General features: G+C 65.3%; 16 protein-coding genes and 1 pseudogene. 12 read left to right on the forward strand and 5 right to left on the reverse strand.

The annotated features are described in order from the left end of the window. The first annotated feature begins 171 nt into the window (after window positions 1-171). Window positions 172-795 carry a S8 family serine peptidase gene (locus VW23_RS21600; protein WP_244513692.1) on the forward strand — a complete coding sequence of 208 codons (624 nt, stop codon included), beginning with the start codon at window positions 172-174 and terminating at the stop codon, window positions 793-795. A gap of 287 nt (window positions 796-1,082) precedes the next feature. On the opposite strand, the gene VW23_RS21605 is transcribed toward VW23_RS21600, so the two are convergent. Continuing rightward, window positions 1,083-1,793 carry a DUF6065 family protein gene (locus VW23_RS21605; RefSeq protein WP_069911564.1) on the reverse strand — a complete coding sequence of 237 codons (711 nt, stop codon included), beginning with the start codon at window positions 1,791-1,793 and terminating at the stop codon, window positions 1,083-1,085. Window positions 1,794-1,960: 167 nt separating this feature from the next. On the opposite strand from VW23_RS21605, the gene VW23_RS29120 reads away from it, so the two are divergent. The 9 genes from VW23_RS29120 to VW23_RS21650 all read left to right on the forward strand — a co-directional run bounded on the left by VW23_RS29120 (window position 1,961) and on the right by VW23_RS21650 (window position 12,065). Further along, a complete protein-coding gene (locus VW23_RS29120) occupies window positions 1,961-2,362 on the forward strand; it encodes a hypothetical protein (protein ID WP_084646362.1) in 402 nt (133 codons plus the stop codon). A 127-nt stretch (window positions 2,363-2,489) separates the two neighbouring features. Continuing rightward, window positions 2,490-3,371: a bifunctional DNA-formamidopyrimidine glycosylase/DNA-(apurinic or apyrimidinic site) lyase gene (gene mutM / locus VW23_RS21615; protein WP_069911565.1), complete on the forward strand. Its 882-nt coding sequence runs from the start codon at window positions 2,490-2,492 to the stop codon at window positions 3,369-3,371. A 309-nt stretch (window positions 3,372-3,680) separates the two neighbouring features. Continuing rightward, window positions 3,681-3,947, forward strand: a complete 267-nt coding sequence (gene rpsT, locus VW23_RS21620; RefSeq protein WP_055047341.1) for a 30S ribosomal protein S20 — start codon at window positions 3,681-3,683, stop codon at window positions 3,945-3,947. An 877-nt stretch (window positions 3,948-4,824) separates the two neighbouring features. Continuing rightward, window positions 4,825-6,276, forward strand: a complete 1,452-nt coding sequence (gene dnaA, locus VW23_RS21625) for a chromosomal replication initiator protein DnaA (protein ID WP_244513693.1) — start codon at window positions 4,825-4,827, stop codon at window positions 6,274-6,276. Window positions 6,277-6,375: 99 nt separating this feature from the next. Next, window positions 6,376-6,576, forward strand: coding sequence for a hypothetical protein (locus VW23_RS21630; protein WP_069911566.1), 201 nt, complete (start codon window positions 6,376-6,378; stop codon window positions 6,574-6,576). 170 nt (window positions 6,577-6,746) lie between these two features. Beyond that, complete coding sequence (gene dnaN, locus VW23_RS21635; protein ID WP_069911567.1) at window positions 6,747-7,865, forward strand: DNA polymerase III subunit beta; 1,119 nt, start codon at window positions 6,747-6,749, stop codon at window positions 7,863-7,865. A 79-nt stretch (window positions 7,866-7,944) separates the two neighbouring features. Next, window positions 7,945-9,075, forward strand: a complete 1,131-nt coding sequence (gene recF, locus VW23_RS21640; protein WP_084646363.1) for a DNA replication/repair protein RecF — start codon at window positions 7,945-7,947, stop codon at window positions 9,073-9,075. Window positions 9,076-9,261: 186 nt separating this feature from the next. Then, window positions 9,262-11,718 carry a DNA topoisomerase (ATP-hydrolyzing) subunit B gene (gyrB, locus tag VW23_RS21645; RefSeq protein WP_069911568.1) on the forward strand — a complete coding sequence of 819 codons (2,457 nt, stop codon included), beginning with the start codon at window positions 9,262-9,264 and terminating at the stop codon, window positions 11,716-11,718. Window positions 11,719-11,729: 11 nt separating this feature from the next. Next, window positions 11,730-12,065, forward strand: a complete 336-nt coding sequence (locus VW23_RS21650; protein WP_069911569.1) for a hypothetical protein — start codon at window positions 11,730-11,732, stop codon at window positions 12,063-12,065. Between the two features lie 52 nt (window positions 12,066-12,117). Here VW23_RS21650 and VW23_RS21655 read toward each other — a convergent pair whose 3' ends face one another. The 4 genes and pseudogenes from VW23_RS21655 to VW23_RS29705 form a co-directional block, all read right to left on the reverse strand. After that, entirely contained in the window at window positions 12,118-12,624 is a 507-nt protein-coding gene (locus VW23_RS21655; RefSeq protein WP_069911570.1) for an RES family NAD+ phosphorylase, read from the reverse strand. Then, on the reverse strand, window positions 12,621-12,974 hold the full coding sequence (locus VW23_RS21660; protein WP_069911571.1) for an antitoxin Xre/MbcA/ParS toxin-binding domain-containing protein: 354 nt from the start codon (window positions 12,972-12,974) through the stop codon (window positions 12,621-12,623). The genes VW23_RS21655 and VW23_RS21660 overlap by 4 nt, the downstream gene beginning before the upstream one ends. A gap of 82 nt (window positions 12,975-13,056) precedes the next feature. After that, window positions 13,057-13,287 (reverse strand): annotated as a pseudogene (locus VW23_RS21665) (Atu4866 domain-containing protein); the annotation flags it as partial. Between the two features lie 128 nt (window positions 13,288-13,415). Continuing rightward, on the reverse strand, window positions 13,416-13,550 hold the full coding sequence (locus VW23_RS29705; RefSeq protein WP_280139000.1) for a hypothetical protein: 135 nt from the start codon (window positions 13,548-13,550) through the stop codon (window positions 13,416-13,418). 185 nt (window positions 13,551-13,735) lie between these two features. Between VW23_RS29705 and VW23_RS21670 the strand changes: the two genes are divergently transcribed. Then, window positions 13,736-14,638 (forward strand): AraC family transcriptional regulator, encoded by a 903-nt coding sequence (locus VW23_RS21670; protein ID WP_069911572.1) that lies wholly within the window; start codon window positions 13,736-13,738, stop codon window positions 14,636-14,638. Between the two features lie 207 nt (window positions 14,639-14,845). Continuing rightward, window positions 14,846-17,014, forward strand: a complete 2,169-nt coding sequence (locus VW23_RS21675) for a transglycosylase domain-containing protein (RefSeq protein WP_069911573.1) — start codon at window positions 14,846-14,848, stop codon at window positions 17,012-17,014. Window positions 17,015-17,064: the final 50 nt, after the last annotated feature.

The raw sequence follows: 17,064 nt of genomic DNA on the forward strand, positions 1-17,064 counted from the left end.
GGGCGCATGGTTGCAAGGATCTGCAAGTGGTCTGTCAGGGCCGGGCCAACGCCTCGGCCTCCGCATCCGGCGGTAGCGGCGGGCCGGCATCGATGCTGCCGAGAAAGGCATCGAGCGCGGCGAGCGACGAGAGCCGCCGACCCATCAGGCCTGAAGCACGGCACTGCGGTGGTGGCGCTGCTGGTCGGCGATCCCAGGGGACGCGTGCCGGGAATGCTGCCGGGGGCAAAATTACGGGTTGCCGATCCCTTCGTGCTGGCCGGCCGCGACGAGCGGGCCGATGCCTATGGCCTCTATCTCGCCATCGCCTCGCTGATGGCGGCCGAGGTCGAGGTGATCAACCTCAGCCTCGCCGGGCCGGCGAACCTGCTGATCGAGCGCGCAGTCGCCGATGCCGAGTTGGCCGGCATCCCGATCGTCGCCGCGGTCGGCAATGACGGCCCGCGCTCCGGACCACGGTACCCGGCGGCCTATGCGAGCGTCGTGGCGGTTACGGCGGTGGACCGGGCGAGCCGGGTTTATCGGCGAGCCGGCCAAGGTGCGCATGTCGATTTCGCGGCGCCCGGGGTCGGCATCGCCACGGCCGCCTCGGTGCGGGGCGTACGAGCCCAGACCGGCACCTCCTTCGCTGCCCCGTTCGTCACCGCCGCGCTGGCCGTGGCCAAGCGCCGGCTGCCGGATGCGACGCCGGCCGAACTGCAGGCCGCGCTGACCGGAGCCAGCATCGACCTCGGCGAGCCCGGGCGGGACCCGGTGTTCGGCGATGGACTGGTGCAGGTCGGCAGTCCGTGTTGAGCCGTAAGTCGTTTCTGAGGGGCCACCGACGGTAGAGCGGTGGCCTTCTCCCCTTGTGGGAGAAGGTGGCCGAAGGCCGGATGAGGGGTCCGCGCAACGAAGTGTAGCGCGGTCGGAGCGTAAGCGACGAGCGACACAGTACGCGGAGAGAACCCCTCATCCGCCCTTCGGGCACCTTCTCCCACAAGGGGAGAAGGCACTCACACAACGGCCGGTGGCTTCTCAGGATGCGATCGCCCCGCCTTCTGGGAGGTAGCATCGGCGTTCCTCGTCCACCGAGCCCAGCCTCACCGCTGCGCCCGGGCGAACTTGCGGTACCAGCCGGTGTAGGCTGTGGTGCTGCGCGCCACACGCTGCCGCTCCAGGGCCTCGCCGGGCTGCTCGGCTCGCACCGACAGGCTGAGGTCGGTGCTGTCGCGCCGGAACGGGATCACCTGCACCAAGGGCGTCCCCTTCTCGAGTTCGTAGATGCCGTCGGGGGCGGTGGCGAAGAACGGGAAATGTACCGGCGCAGTGTAGCTGTCGGTGTCGACGACGCCCGCCACCGGTTCGAACACCGGGTTGGCGCGGTTGAGCACCGGTACGAACAGGCAGCTCCAGCCCTTGGGCGTGCGGATCGACCAGTAATTGTGGAACTTGCAGGGTGGCATCGGGCTCGCCGGATGGCCGGCCACCTGATGCGTGCCGTGATTGCTGACCATGGTCTTGTCGAAGTCCCAGCCGGCGGTGACGGTCTGGCCGCCATCGCGGATCTCGAGCCGCACCGTGGCGGCGAGCGGCAGGATATAGCCGGTGGTCATGGCGTCGATGAACGGCATGCAGCGCTTCACCGTGAGGCCGGTGTCACTGGTGCCGTATTTCGATTTGTCGACCGCCGGGAGTTTGCGGAACCAGTCCGGCAGGTGCGCCTTGCCGGGCACCGGCGGCGCGATCACCCCCTCGTCTTCGGGAGTGCAGAGAAACTCGATCTTCTGGCTCGGCGGGGTGAACAGCAGCATGGCGTTTCCTCGGGCAATGGTCTTCCGGGCGAGACGCGCCGGCGGCGGCGTTTATTCCCCGATCGTGCGAAAATATCGCCGGGAATAGACCCGCGCCGCCCCCGTCCTAGCCTTCCGAGGTCGCTGGAAACCCCGGCACCTCGATCCACGAAAGAGAAGGACATCTCATGGCCAAGACAATCGTGATCACGAGCCTGGCGCTCGCGACATTGGTGGCGGCGGCATCGGGGGCGCAGGCCGCACCCGCGCCGCTTCCGGCCGCGCAACTGCTCGAGCCGGCGCCGCTGGCCGACCGGCTGCGCGTCGCCGACGATGACGACCGCCGCTACTTCCGCGGCCGCTGGTGGTCGCTCGATGATGGGCGCTGGGTGCCATCGGGTTCGAGTTCGAACTCGAACTCCAACAGCTCATCCAACTCGAACTCGAACAGTTCATCGAACTCGAATTCCAACAGCTCCTCGAACTCCAATTCGAACAGCTCGTCCAATTCCAGCTCGAACAGCTCTTCGAACTCGAGCTCCAACTCGTCGTCGAACTCCAGCTCGAACTCGTCCGACGACGACGACTGAGTAGGAGCCTCGCCCTCCACCAGCGGCGGGGCTTGCGCTGAAGCCGAGGCTCGGCCACATCCCCTGCCGCTACTTGCGCTGAAGCCGAGCGTCAGCCACATCAGGGGCTCTCATAAGGGAGCCCCTGATGCCCGAATTGCCAGAGGTCGAAACCGTCCGCCGCGGGCTCGAGCCCTATGTGACGGGCGCGCATATCGACAAGGTGACGCTCAACCGCAAGGATTTACGCTTCCCCTTCCCCGAGGGCTTCAAGGCGGCGCTCGAGGGCGCGACCATCGAGAGCACCGGACGGCGGGCAAAGTACCTGCTGTTCCGGCTGTCGACCGGCAAGACCTGGCTCAGTCACCTGGGCATGACCGGCGCCTATCGCTTCGAGGATTTCAAGTTCAAGGAGCCGTCGCGCTACTACGAGCCCGACGAAGACCGGAAGCACGACCACCTGGTGCTGGAGCTGACCCATCCCGAGCACGGGTCGATGAAGCTCATCTACAACGACGCCCGCCGCTTCGGCTTCGTCGACCTCTATGAGCACGAGGCCGATAGCCCCTATCTCGAAGGGCTGGGGCCCGAGCCGCTGTCCAACGCCTTCAACGCCGCCGAGATGGCCGAGCGCTTTGCCGGCAAAAAGGCGCCGATGAAGGCGGCGCTGCTCGACCAGCGCGTGGTGGCGGGCCTCGGCAATATCTATGTCAGCGAAGCACTGCACCGCGCCCATATTCGCCCCGACATCGAGGCGCGCACCCTGGTGCTGAAGTCGGGCAAGCCGTCGAAGCGCCTCGAGGATCTGGCGGATGGCGTGCGCACCGTCTTGATAGAGGCGATCGATGCCGGCGGCTCGACCCTGCGCGACTTCCGCAATGCCGAGGGCAACTCCGGCTACTTCCAGCACCGCTTCGCCGTCTATGATCGCGAGAGCGAGCCGTGCCCGACGCCGGGCTGTCGTGGCGTGATCAAGCGCATCGTGCAGTCGGGTCGCTCGACCTTCTTCTGCCCGGTGTGCCAGCACTAGAATGTGAATGGTGAATAGCGAATAGCGAATAGGGGTTGGTGGACGCCAGCTCGATCGATCGCCTACTCGCTACTCGCTACTCGCTACTCGCTACTCGCTACTCGCTACTCGCTACTCGCTACTCGCTACTCCCCATTCCCCGCATCCGCGTGCAACCGCGCCACCCCGGGGAATCCAGTTGACGTCCCCGGTTGTCGCGACTATACAGCGCCCAACTTGGCGGCCCGAGATTGCCGCCGATTTCATTTTCATCGCCCCTGGAAAATCGGCTCCGGCTGAGCCAGTGGGTTGAGCGCCAAAGAGGAATTGATGGCCAATACTGCTTCCGCCAAGAAGGCCACGCGCAAGATCGCGGCCCGCACCGAAGTGAACAAGTCGCGCCGTTCGCGCATGCGCACCTTCGTCCGCAAGGTCGAGGAAGCCATCACTGCCGGTGACCACGCGGTTGCCGTCGCCGCTCTCAAGGCCGCCGAGCCCGAGATCGTCCGCGCCTCGCAGAAGGGCATCGTCCACGCCAATGTGGCCGCCCGCAAGGTGAGCCGTCTCAACTCCCGCGTGAAGGCTCTGCAGGCCTGATCGGCCGCCGAGCGCCAACCGTCGTCAAGACGGTTTCGTGACAGCTTTGTGAATGTGAAGGGCTCCCTCCGGGGAGCTTTTCTGTTTTGATGAACCCGTTCCGTCGTGCCGGGAATGGGCGCGCCCAGTGTGACAGCATTGCGACAGCTGGGTGAAGAGTTATCCCCTCGCGAATGCCCTGCGTTTCCGGGGCTTTGCCGGGGCCTGTCATCAGAATTTCATCTGCCTGTCAGGAATGAATTGTCGATTTCCGGGCAGCGTTGCCACAATTCCAAAACCGCAAAAAACTTCACGAAACCCCGATTCCCCCTTGAGTCACAGCGCCTTGGATTTCGACCCGGACAAAGTGCCGCGGAAAGGTTTTTGCGAAGGGTGCGAGTCAACCCCCTCTAGGCAAAAAACCCCCGTTGATTGGAAAATTCCCCCCCTCTAAGATGCCCCTCGTCGCTCAGGAACACCCGGCGCCAGAACCGAGTAATGGAGCGACATGACTGGCAGGAATGCTGAACTTTGAGATCGTGGCTGAGGCGGTATGGACGCAGCCGGCAGTCTTGGGGAAACTCCATTCGTAGTCGGGTTTGATTAGTATTAGTTGTAGTCTTACGACTGCGTAAGACGTTGCGGTAGTCCGGGCGCGATCAGCGACTCGGCTCACTTGAATGATTGGTTAGACTGAACCGCGGCGAAGTTCGCGGGCAGGACAGGTCTGTCCGAAAAACGGGCAGCTAGGTTGGCGGCGCTGTGCCCACTGCGGGGCAGCATAGAACAGGATTTGGGGTCACACACGATGGCGATGAACGCGGCGGCGGGTCGTGCCGATTGGGTATCGGATAGAGGTAACGGAAAGGGGCAGGGCGGCGACAAGGGGGGAATGATAATGATGGGCAAGGACGGCCAGCCACTCGGTTCGAACGAACTGTTCCAGCGGGTCCGCGCCCGGCTCAAGGCCGCCGTCGGCGAGGATGTGTTCAACTCCTGGTTCGCCCGGCTGGAGCTCGAAGAGATCGTCGACGATCTCGCCCATCTGAGCGTCCCCACCCGATTCCTGTCGTCCTGGGTCCAGTCCAACTACGCCGAGAAGATTCTCGAGGCGTTCCGCGCCGAGGCCGCCGGCCTTGCTCGCCTCCACTTCACCGTGCGCGTCAACGGCCAGGCCCGGCCACGCCTGCATCAGGCGGAAGCCGCCACGGAAACTGTCGAGACCGAAGTTCCCGCCATTCCGGTGACCCCGCGCACCGTGCGCGAGCCGGTGGCGGCTGCGCCGGCGCCGCGTGGTGATGCGCTCTCGGGCTCCGCGCTCGATCCGAAGATGACCTTCGACAGCTTCGTTGTCGGTTCAGCCAACGAGATGGCGCTGCAGGTGGCCAAACAGGTGGCCCATGCGGCCGCCAACAACACCGTCAGCTTCAACCCGATCTACATCCATTCGAGCGTCGGCCTCGGCAAATCGCACCTGCTCAACGCCATCGCCTGGGCCGCCGGGGCGGCCGAGCCGGGTCGGAACATCGTCTACCTGACCGCCGACCATTTCATGTACCACTTCATCACCGCCGTGCAGCGCCAGTCGGCGCTCGGCTTCAAGGAGTGGCTGCGCCGCGTCGACCTGCTGCTGATCGACGACATGCAGTTCCTGCAGGGCAAGTCCGCCACCGAGTTCGGCCACACGCTGGGCACGCTCCTCACCGGCGCCAAGCAGGTGGTGGTGGCCGGCGATGCGCCGCCGCGCGACCTCGAAATGCTCGATGAGCGCGTCCGCTCGCGCCTTTCGGGCGGGCTGGTGGTGCCGATCAACTCGTTCGATCTCGACCTTCGCCGCGCCATCGTCACCCGGCGCGCCGAGCAGGCGGTTTCCCGCTTCTCCGATGCGCATTTCGCGCCGGCGGTGCTCGACTATGTGGCGCGTGTCGTGGTGAGCCACGGCCGCGACCTTGATGGGGCGGTGAACCGCCTCCTGGCCGCCAACCAGCTGACCAAGGAGCCGATCACCGTGGCTCTGGCCGAGCGCACGCTGGCCGACCTGGTGCGCCAGCGCGACGCCCGCCGCGTCCGCATCGAGGACATCCTGCGCATCGTGTCGCGCCACTACAAGGTGCCGCGCAACGACCTGCTCTCCTCGCGCCGTTCGCGCGACGTGGTCCGCCCGCGCCAGATCGCCATGTATCTGGCCAAGGCCCTGACCTCGCGCTCGCTGCCGGAAATCGGCCGGCGCTTCGGCGGCCGCGACCACACCACGGTGCTGCACTCGGTCCGCAAGGTCGAGCAGATGATCAAGGACGACGGCGAGCTGGCGCAGGAGATTGAGCTCCTGAAGCGCATGCTCGAAGAGTAAGATTTGCGGCCCTCTCCTCCGGGAGAGGGCGCCGCCGGCTGAACCATTCGGCGGCTGTTTGAGTTCTGACCCAGTAGGGTCTTCTAGTGAGTTGTAGCGTTGCCGACATCGCGTATTGCCCCGCGGCTGTTGCTGCGGATCAAAAAAGGTCTGAAGCGCCTCGACCTCGGGGCGCGTCCTGAACCCCAGCCGCTGCCGCCCGACCGCGCCTGGCACGAGATGCTGACGCGCCTCGACTCCGAGGACGCCGAACGGCGCCTCGAAGCCATGGAGCGGGCGCTCAACGGCGAGAAACGCTGACTGGCGGCGCGAGCCGCGCCCCAGACGCATTTTCTCTAGGGATAGCCGGCCTGCGGCCCTGCGCGCCCTTGCCTTTTGCCCCTTGGATTGTAATGTCGCAGCCCGGTTTCCGCTGGGTTTTGCCGCGTTTTGACCGGGCACGGACTGTCTGGGGTAGGGGTTTTGGGTTTATGAAAGTCACTCTCGAGCGCAACCATCTGCTCAAGTCTCTGGGGCACGTTCACCGGGTGGTGGAGCGCCGCAATACCTACCCCATTCTCGCCAACGTGCTGCTCAAGGCCTCCGACGGCAAGCTCGACCTGCGCGCCACCGACCTCGATATCGAGGTTACCGAAAGCGTGCCGGCCATGGTCGGCCAGGCCGGCACCACCACGGTGCCCGCCCACACACTCTACGAAATCGTCCGCAAACTCTCCGACGGCGCCGAAGTGCGGCTCGAGAACGAAGGCGCCGAGCAGCTGCTGGTGACCTCCGGCCGCTCGCGCTTCCACCTCGCGTGCCTGTCGCCCGACAGTTTTCCGGATCTGAAGTCCGGCACTTTCACCCACACTTTCCCGATTGCCGCGCCGACGCTGCGCGAACTGATCGAGCGCACCCAGTTCGCCATCTCCAACGAGGAGACGCGCTACTATCTCAACGGCATCTACATGCACATGCTGGATGTTGGCGGCACCCCGACGCTGCGCGCCGTCGCCACCGACGGCCACCGCATGGCGCGCGCCGAGTCCGACGCGCCGGCCGGAGCCAAGGGCATGCCGGGCATCATCGTGCCCAAGAAGACCGTGTCCGAAGTGCAGAAGCTGCTCGAAGGCGCCGAAGGCGACGTCGAGGTCGAGCTCTCCGACACCAAGATCCGCTTCACCCTGGGTGGTGTGGTGCTGCTCAGTAAGCTGATCGAGGGCACCTTCCCGGACTATGATCGGGTGACGCCCAAGAACAACGACAAGCAGATGAATGTCGACAAGCAGACCTTCGCCACGGCGGTGGACCGCGTCTCGACCATCGCGTCCGATCGCGGCGGCAAGGCGGTCAAGCTGTCGATGAAGGAAGGCCAGCTCGAACTCAGCGTCACCAACCCCGACCACGGCACGGCGAGCGAAGAGCTGGCCGTCGAGTTCGAGCCCGAAAGCTTCGAGATCGGCTTCAACGCCCGGTACCTGCTCGACATTATCGGCCAGATCCGCTCGGAAAACGCCGTGTTCCTGTTCAACGACGCCGGCTCACCCACGCTGGTGCGCGAGGACGGCGACGCCAAGGCACTCTACGTGCTGATGCCGATGCGGGTGTGACAAGACCAGCGAATAGCCAGTGGCGAGTAGCGAATAGGGTTTCTTTCCCTACGCGCTATTGGCTACTCACCATTCGCTCATGATGACCTCTCGTTACATCTCCCGGCTCCGCCTCTCTCACTTCCGCAACTATGCGTCGGCGGCGCTCGATCTCGACGGGCGGCATCTGGTGCTGGTCGGCTCGAACGGCGCCGGCAAGACCAACCTCATGGAAGCCGTGTCGCTGCTGTCACCCGGTCGTGGGCTACGCGGCGCGCCGTTCGAGGACGTCGCGGCGCAGGGCTCGGACGGGCTGTGGGCCGTGGCAGTGACGGTCGAAACGCCACAAGGGCCGGTCGATATCGGCACCGGTGCCGGCGGGCCGGAAGGTGGCAGGCGGGTGCGCATCAACGGAGCGAACGCCAGGACCATCGAGGAGATGAGCGCCTATCTCAGGGTGCTCTGGCTGACCCCGGCAATGGACGGGCTGTTCACCGGCCCGGCCAGCGAGCGCCGACGCTTCCTCGACCGGCTGGTGACGACGCTGCTGCCCGGCCATTCGGCCCAGGTGTCGGATTTCGAAAAGACCATGCGGCAGCGCAACCGGCTGCTCGACGAGGATGCCGATCCGATCTGGATCGATGCGGTCGAAGCGCAGATGGCAGCCGCCGCGGCGGCTGTGCACTTCGCCCGCACCGACAGCCTCGGCGAGTTGCAGGCGCTGATCGCGGCTGGGGTCGACGAGGCCAACTTTCCCGCCGCCCGGCTGGCGCTGACGCCGCTGTTCGAAGACCGGCATGAGGCCCAGTCGTCGGCCGCGCTCGAAGCCGACCTGCGGGCGCTGTGGCGGTCGAACCGCAATCTCGATCGCGCCGCCGGGCGCACCCTGGTCGGCCCGCACCGCATCGACCTCGAAGTGCGCCATGCGCAAAAGGATATGCCGGCGGCGCTCGGCTCGACCGGCGAGCAGAAGGCGCTGCTGATCGGGCTGATTCTCGCCCATGCCCGGCTGGTCAAGCGCTCGGCCGGCATCGCCCCGTTCCTGCTGCTCGACGAGGTGGCGGCGCATCTCGACCCCGGCCGGCGCGCCGCCCTGTTCGCCGCGCTCGACGGCCTGGGCACCCAGTGCTTCATGACCGGTACCGACCCCATGCTGTTCGAGGCGCTGGCCGACGGCGCCCAGCGGGTGATCGTCAAGGATGGACGGCTGGCGCGAGGGCCAGGCGAATAGCGAGTAGCTAATAGCGAGTAGGGAAAGAAGCCCCTATTCGCTACTCGCTACTGACTATTCGCTCGGTTGGGGAACCCAGCCCCTAAGCCTTGTAAAACGGGCTAAAAATAGCCATTTCCCTTGGGTATGAGCACCCGATCCGCTAGACCGATTCCAGCGGACCTGCTGACCTGATTCGGGACCCCCTTGAGCACCTCCGAGACCCCCTCCGATCCGAACGAATATGGCGCCGATTCCATCAAGGTCCTGAAGGGCCTCGATGCCGTGCGCAAACGCCCTGGCATGTATATCGGCGACACCGATGACGGCTCGGGCCTGCATCACATGGTCTATGAGGTGGTCGATAACGCCATCGACGAGGCACTGGCAGGCCATGCCGACCTCGTGACGGTCCAGCTCAATGCCGACGGCTCGGTCTCGGTCAACGACAATGGCCGCGGCATCCCCACCGGCATCCACGCCGAAGAAGGCGTCTCGGCGGCTGAGGTCATCATGACCCAGCTGCATGCCGGCGGGAAGTTCGACCAGAACTCCTACAAGGTATCCGGAGGCCTGCACGGCGTCGGCGTCTCGGTGGTGAACGCGCTGTCGGTGTCGCTGAAGCTCAATATCCGCCGTGACGGCGAAGTCCACGAGATGGAGTTCTCGCACGGCAACGCGGTAGCGCCGCTCAAGCAGGTCGGCACCTACGTGCAGAACCGTCAGCCGGGCACCTATGAAGGCCGCTCGGGCACGCTGGTCACCTTCCTGCCCTCGACCGAAACCTTCACCATGGTGGAGTTCGACTTCAAGACGCTGGAGCACCGGCTGCGCGAGCTCGCCTTCCTCAATTCCGGCGTCCGCATCATCCTCAAGGACCTGCGCCATCCCGAGCCGGTGGAGATCGAGCTCCACTATGAGGGCGGGCTGGAAGCCTTCGTGCGCTATCTCGATAACGCCAAGACGCCGCTGATCAATGCGCCGATCATGCTGGCGTCGGAGCGTGACGGCATCACCGTCGAAGTGGCGATGTGGTGGAACGACAGCTACCATGAGAATGTGCTGTGCTTCACCAACAACATCCCACAGCGCGATGGCGGCACGCACCTGGCGGGCCTCCGCGCGGCGCTGACCCGGCAGGTCACCAAATATGCCGAGGAGAGCGGCATCCTGAAGCGCGAGAAGGTCGAGGTCTCGGGTGACGACATCCGCGAAGGGCTGACCTGCGTGCTCTCGGTGAAGGTGCCGGATCCGAAATTCTCCAGCCAGACCAAGGACAAGCTGGTCTCGTCCGAAGTCCGCCCGGTGGTCGAGAACGGCGTCAACGATAAGCTGCAGCAGTGGCTGGAGGAACATCCGGCCGAGGCCAAATCCGTCGTCGGCAAGGTGGCGGAAGCCGCCGCGGCGCGTGAAGCCGCCCGCAAGGCGCGCGAACTCACCCGCCGCAAGTCGGCGCTCGACGTCAATTTCCTCGCCGGCAAGCTCAAGGATTGCTCGGAAAAGGACCCGGCCAAGTCGGAGATTTTCCTCGTCGAGGGTGATTCCGCCGGTGGCTCCGCTTCGCAGGGCCGCGATCGTTACACCCAGGCCGTGCTGCCGCTGCGTGGCAAGATCCTCAACGTCGAGCGGGCCCGCTTCGATCGCATGCTGGGCTCCGAGCAGATCGGCAACCTGGTGATGGCGCTCGGCACCTCGATCGGCCGCGAAGAGTTCAACCCGGACAAGCTGCGCTACCACAAGATCATCATCATGACGGACGCCGACGTCGACGGCGCCCATATCCGCACCCTGCTGCTGACCTTCTTCTACCGGCAGATGCGCGAACTGATCGACCGCGGGCACATCTACATCGCCCAGCCGCCGCTCTATAAGATCAAGCGCGGCTCGTCCGAGCAGTACCTCAAGGACGAACGAGCCCTCGAGGATTACCTGATCGGCACCGGCACCGACGACGCCGTGCTGAAGACCCGCGACGGCGTCGAGCACGCCGGCGAGGACCTGCTGTCGATCGTCCGGCAGGCGCGGGAGATCGTCCACGCCATCGAAGGGGTGAACACCCGCTACAACCGCTCGCTGATCGAACAGGCAGCGATCGTTGGCGGCCTCGATGCCGAGGCCCTGCTAGATCCCCAGCGCACTGCGACGGTGATCGAGCGGGTGGTGCGCCGGCTCGACCGGCTCGCCGACGAGGTCGAGCGCGGTTGGAGTGGCGTGTCCGACGGCCAGGGCGGGTTGATCTTCACCCGCACCATCCGTGGCGTGACCGAAAGCCACGCCATCGATGCCCAACTGCTGGCCAGCGCCGATGCCCGCAAGGTCCGCGCCACGGTGGATAAGCTGTCCGACCTTTATGGCGGCGTCGCCAAGCTCACCCGCAAGGACCAGAGCTTTGACATCTATGGCCCGTCATCGCTGTTCGGCGCCATCAACACCGTCGGCCGCAAGGGCATCTCGCTGCAGCGCTATAAGGGCTTGGGCGAAATGAACCCCGGCCAGCTGTGGGAGACGACGCTCGATCCGAACGTCCGCACCCTGCTGCAGGTGCAGATCAAGGAAAGCGACGACCACGACCGGCTGTTCTCCAACCTGATGGGCGACCTGGTCGAACCGCGCCGCGACTTTATCCAGGACAACGCGCTGAGCGTCGCCAACCTCGACGTGTAAGGGAAGTCGCGATGGAATGGGTCGTCGCGGGCATCCTGATCGTCGTCGCCGTTGCGGTGCTCTGCTTCGCCGCGTTCGCGCTGGCCAAGCGCAGCCGCTACAGCCGGCTGCTGCAGAAATACGGCGGCGACGAAAAGCTGGTCGATGCGCTGATCACCAGGACCATCTGGCAGGGCATGACCGCCGAGCAGCTGCGCGACAGCTGGGGCGAGCCGGCCTCGATCGAGGAAAAGGTAATGAAGACCAAGATCAAGCAGGTCTTCAAATACCGCCCCGTCGCCGCCAATCGCTACCGCGATAAGGTCACGCTGGAAGACGGCGTCATCGTCGGCTGGGACCAGAAATAGGCCAGAGCGCTTCAGGAAAGCTGCAGACTTTCTGGTTCGCAAGCGCGGCAATCTAAGCCCAACTGAGCTGGTTCTTCGGCAGTCGTCCCGATGGATCGAAGACCTCGACACGCCACGGAAGGGCGGCGCCCCACTTCCATAACACCAGGTTTGCGTGCTGCGGCTGGGCGCCGATGGCGAAGGACGGGACCAGGATTCCTGCCGCACCTTCGTCGATCAGTCGGGCGGCCAACTGCTGCGATGGCGCCGGGCTGACGAGTTTCCAGGCACAGTTGAGGACATCCGCGCTGGTCCCCGCCACCTCCTGGGATAATGCGTCGCGCAGATCGACGATATCCTCACAATCGATGTCGTACTCGCAGAGCACGGTTGGCGGTATGCGGCCGGCGAATCCTTGTGCGATCTCGTTCACCGCCCCTACCGCATCGAGACTGAGGTACAGGGCCGGCACGCCCTGGGCATTGAAGCGGGCACCCCGCAGCGCCGCGCCATCACCGGATAGCGGTCCGAACGACCAGCGTGGATCGATGGCACGGTAGGCCCGGCCAGCGAACCTCAAGCGTAACCGCCGAGCGCAAGATGATCGGCGTACTCACGCACCAGATGCGCGTTTCCGTCCCTCACGATGGCCTCGGCGGTTCGGCCACCAAAAGCGGGTATTGGTGTCGCGCGGTACCAGCTCATCGCCGCGAGATCGCTTCCGGCCCAGTCGCGCACCAACCCGATAATCTCCAGCATCTCCCGCAGGCGCTGCTGGCTCTTGCGGCTATCGGCTCGGTCTCGTCGCGTCAGGGCGTCGCGCCCCAGGCCAAGGCTCAGCGCCAGCGCTGCGCCGGTCATCCCAAACCTGTGGGCCACCGCTTCTGCTGAAATTGGATCGGACTGCGTGAGTCGCATGGCGACTGACATGGCGGCCTCCTTGACGCGATCTGCGTCAAAATAGGCGCGGGGCTCGACTTTGACAAGTCGTGCCTCGCGCCAGGCTCGCGGCTCAATCCCGGGCGTACATCACCATGCCGGCGTGGTGCAGAACGCCGGCGATGAACTCGCCTTCGGCGGTAAAGCCGGTATCGTCCTGGTACGCGATGTGGTTGCCGACGATCTGGTAGTCGCCCTGATAGGCCACGTCGAGGTGGCCACGTGCTTCGACATAGCGGCCGTTGGGCAGAAGCGCCTGACGGATCTCGCCGTCTTCGGTGACCCACAGGCCAGTGTAATCGTGTCTGGTACCCATTGCTGAATCTCCATGCTGGAGGAGGGATGCTCTAAGGCAGGCCGAGCGTGGTGCCTGCGACCAGCGCGAGCGCGGCGATCAACGCCACGCCGGCGAGTGTCGCGGCGACACGGCGCCTAGCCATTCATGCTCCGCCGCTCGCGGCGTGGCCGCCGCGGCTGAGCGTTCACCTGCTTCAAGAGCTTGCTGGTGATGGCGAGGAGCGCCGCGGGCTGCAGGGTCCGGGCAATGCTGGAGAGATCGATGTTCATTTGGGTCCTCGCTTTCTGCCGCCGATTTCCTCATCAGCGGTGACAGCTATATCGCGCACGGGACCTCTGGAGCGGTAGACCGATCCTCCACAGTGATTGCACGATTCTCCAAAACTCCGTGATTGATGATGACTCACTCGCGAGAGCTGCTATGTAGGCAGCACAAGAGAACGAAGGAATTCGCCATGGATCGCATGGATGAGCTCAAGAGCCTGATTGCACAGTTCACAACCGCTGATGGTATTCAGGCAACGCCGATCGAGGGCATGTCGCTGGTCCGGATTTCGCATCCGTCCGAGCCGATGCATGCCGTGCACCACCCGGCGCTCTGCATCGTGGCGCAGGGCAGAAAGCGGGTGATCGCCGGCGACCGCGTGCTCAACTATGACGCGGCGAACTTCCTCGTTGTCTCGGTCGATACGCCGGTCATCGGCCAGGTGGTCGAGGCGACGCCGGAGGCGCCCTATCTCTGCATGAAGCTCGAACTCGATGCCGCCGAGATCGGCGCATTGCTGATCGAGGTCGGCGGCGTCACCGCGGCGGCGGCCGCCGAAGCCGAGCCGAGCGTCACGGTGAGCCCGATCATGTCCGATCTGCTCGACGCGGCGATCCGGCTGGTGAAGCTCCTGGAGCGGCCCGAGGATCTCGCTGTGCTCGGCCCGATGGTGAAGCGCGAAATTCTCTACCGGCTGCTCCGTTCCGACCAGGCGACCAAGCTCCAGCAGATTGCGCTGGCCGAGAGCCGGCTGCAGCAGGTCAACCGCGCCATCGGCTGGATCAAGCTGAACTATCGCGACGCCTTCGCCATCGAGACGGTGGCGGCCGAAGCGCGGATGAGCGCCTCGGCGCTGCACCTCCACTTCAAGGCGGTTACAGCGATGAGCCCGCTGCAGTACCAAAAACAGCTGCGCCTGCAGGAAGCCCGCCGGCTGATGCTGTCCGAGGCGCTTGACGCCGCGACCGCCGGACACCGCGTCGGCTATGACAGCCCCAGCCAGTTCAGTCGCGAATACGCCCGCACCTTCGGCGCCCCGCCGTTGCGGGATGTGGCTCGGTTGAAAGCCGGCGACCTGCTGTCGGCCGGCTGAGCCGGACGCTGTAACTACGCGGCAACACCACTTCGTCAGCCCGCTTAAGCCCACATAAACCGGCCACATTTAACTTGGATAGCGATGGGGACCGCGCTGGTCGAAGGCCCGGGTTTTCGGGTTGGCTTGGGCTTGGCGAGACGGTCGGATGCCCGATGGCGTCTGCATACCGCCCCTCGTTAGGGAACCGGCTGCCGGACATACGCCATGCGCAAGAAGAATGCCGGGGCCCTGTTTATGGATTTTCACGTCTCGCCTGATGATCGTGTCGGCGCCACGCCCAAAAAGGGCACGCGTTCCGAGCGATCCGCGCCGGCGAAGAAGGTGGCGCGCGGCGCCCGTATCGAGCCGGGTTTTTCCGACGGCGACATCCATGTCGACGATGAACGTCAGGAGCGCGCCCCCCGCGGCAAAACCCCGCGCGGTCGTGCCCCCAAGCAGAAGAAGACCCGCGGCCGGCGCGAACGTCGTCCGGTGACCCTGTTCGGGATCATCTGGAAGATGATCTCGTGGCTGTTCATCATTGGTATCTGGGGCGCCTTGGCTGCCGGTGCGGTGGTGGTCTATTACGCCGTGCAGCTGCCTTCGGCCGACACCTGGAAGGTGCCCGACCGGGCCGCCAATATTCGCATTGTCGCCGCCAACGGGCAGCTGATTTCGAACCGCGGCAAGACCGGCGGCGAGGCGGTGTCGCTGCGCGAGCTGCCCTATTATGTGCCGGCCGCCTTCGTCGCCATCGAAGACCGGCGCTTCTACGACCATTTCGGCATCGACGTGGTTGGCCTCGTCTCGGTGGCGCTGGAAAGCCTGCAGGCCGGCGAAGTTACCCGCGGCGCGTCGACCATCACCCAGCAGGTGGCCAAGAACCTCTTCCTCACCCCCGACCAGACGCTCGGCCGCAAGGTGCAGGAAGCACTGCTCGCCGTCTGGCTGGAGCAGAACTATTCCAAGGACGATATTCTCGACCTCTACCTCAACCGCATGTTCTTCGGCCACGAGTCCTATGGCATCGAGGCGGCGTCGCAGCGCTATTTCGGCAAATCGGCGCGCAACCTGTCGCTGGGCGAAGCGGCGATCCTCGCCGGCTCGCTGCAGGCCCCGTCGCGACTCAACCCCAAGGGCAATACCGAGGCGGTGAAGACCCGCCAGGGCCTGGTGCTCGCGGCCATGGCCAAAGAAGGCTACATCACCCCGGCTGAGTCCAAGGCCGCCGCGATCGACCCCAACCAGACGGTGCGCACCAAGGTGGTGGGCGGCGAATCCTATGTCGCCGACTGGGTCGAAAGCCTGATGACCGCCTATCTGGGCGAGGTGAAGCAGGACGTGATCGTCCACACCACCATCAACTGGGACCTCCAGAAAGAGGCCGAGTTCGTGGTCAAGGAAGCCGTGGCCAAGTACGGCACCGACAAGGGGTTCAGCCAGGGCGCCATGGTGGCGATGGATGTCGACGGCTCGGTGCGGGCGCTGGTCGGCGGTGTCGACTACCAGGCGAGCCAGTACAACCGCGCCGTCACGGCGCGCCGCCAGCCCGGCTCGGCCTTCAAGCCGTTCGTCTATCTCGCCGGCATGGAGAAGGGCTACACCCCCGACACCATCGCTACCGACGGCCCGATCGATATCAATGGCTGGCAGCCCTCCAACGCCGACGGCAAGTTTGGTGGCGACATGACGCTGCGCCAGGCGCTGGCGCTGTCGCGCAACACCATCTCGGCGCTGCTCGCCAACGATGTCGGCCCTGACAAGGTGGTGGAAGCGGCGATGCGCATGGGTATTTCCTCGCCGCTGCAGGCAGTGCCCTCGATCGCGCTCGGCACCCAGGAAGTCTCGCTGCTCGAGCTGACCGCGGCCTATGCGCCGTTCGCCAATGGCGGCATCGGCGTCATCGCCAATGTCATCACCCGCATCGAAACCGCCGATGGCAAGGTGCTCTACGACGCGGTGGCGGCCGGTCCGGGCCGGGTGATCGAACCCAATATCGTCGCCGAGATGAACGACATGCTGCATGCCGCCGTCGAGATCGGCACCGGCAAGCGGGCCCAGCTCAATGGCTGGCCAATGGCCGGCAAGACCGGGACCTCGCAGAAGGCCCGCGACGCGCTGTTCGTCGGCTATACCTCGCGCATGGTGGCGGGCGTCTGGCTCGGCAACGACGACGATGTCGGCACCAAGCTGTCGGGCGGCAACGTGCCGGTCGAGATCTGGAGCCAGTTCATGACCAAGGCCCATGAGGGCATCCCGGTCGCCGAACTGCCGGGCGCCATGACCCAGCCGGGCTTCGAGCAGCAGCCGCTGCAACCAATGGAGCAGCCACAGGCCGAACGCCCGCGCCGGACCCTGGTCGACCTGTTGGGTGACATCTTCGGCGGCAACTGAGCCCTTCTGCTCCCCTCCCCCTAGGGGGGAGGGGAGCAGAAGGGCTCAGT

It is taken from the genome of Devosia insulae DS-56, from assembly GCF_000970465.2.
Lineage (GTDB): Bacteria > Pseudomonadota > Alphaproteobacteria > Rhizobiales > Devosiaceae > Devosia_A > Devosia_A insulae.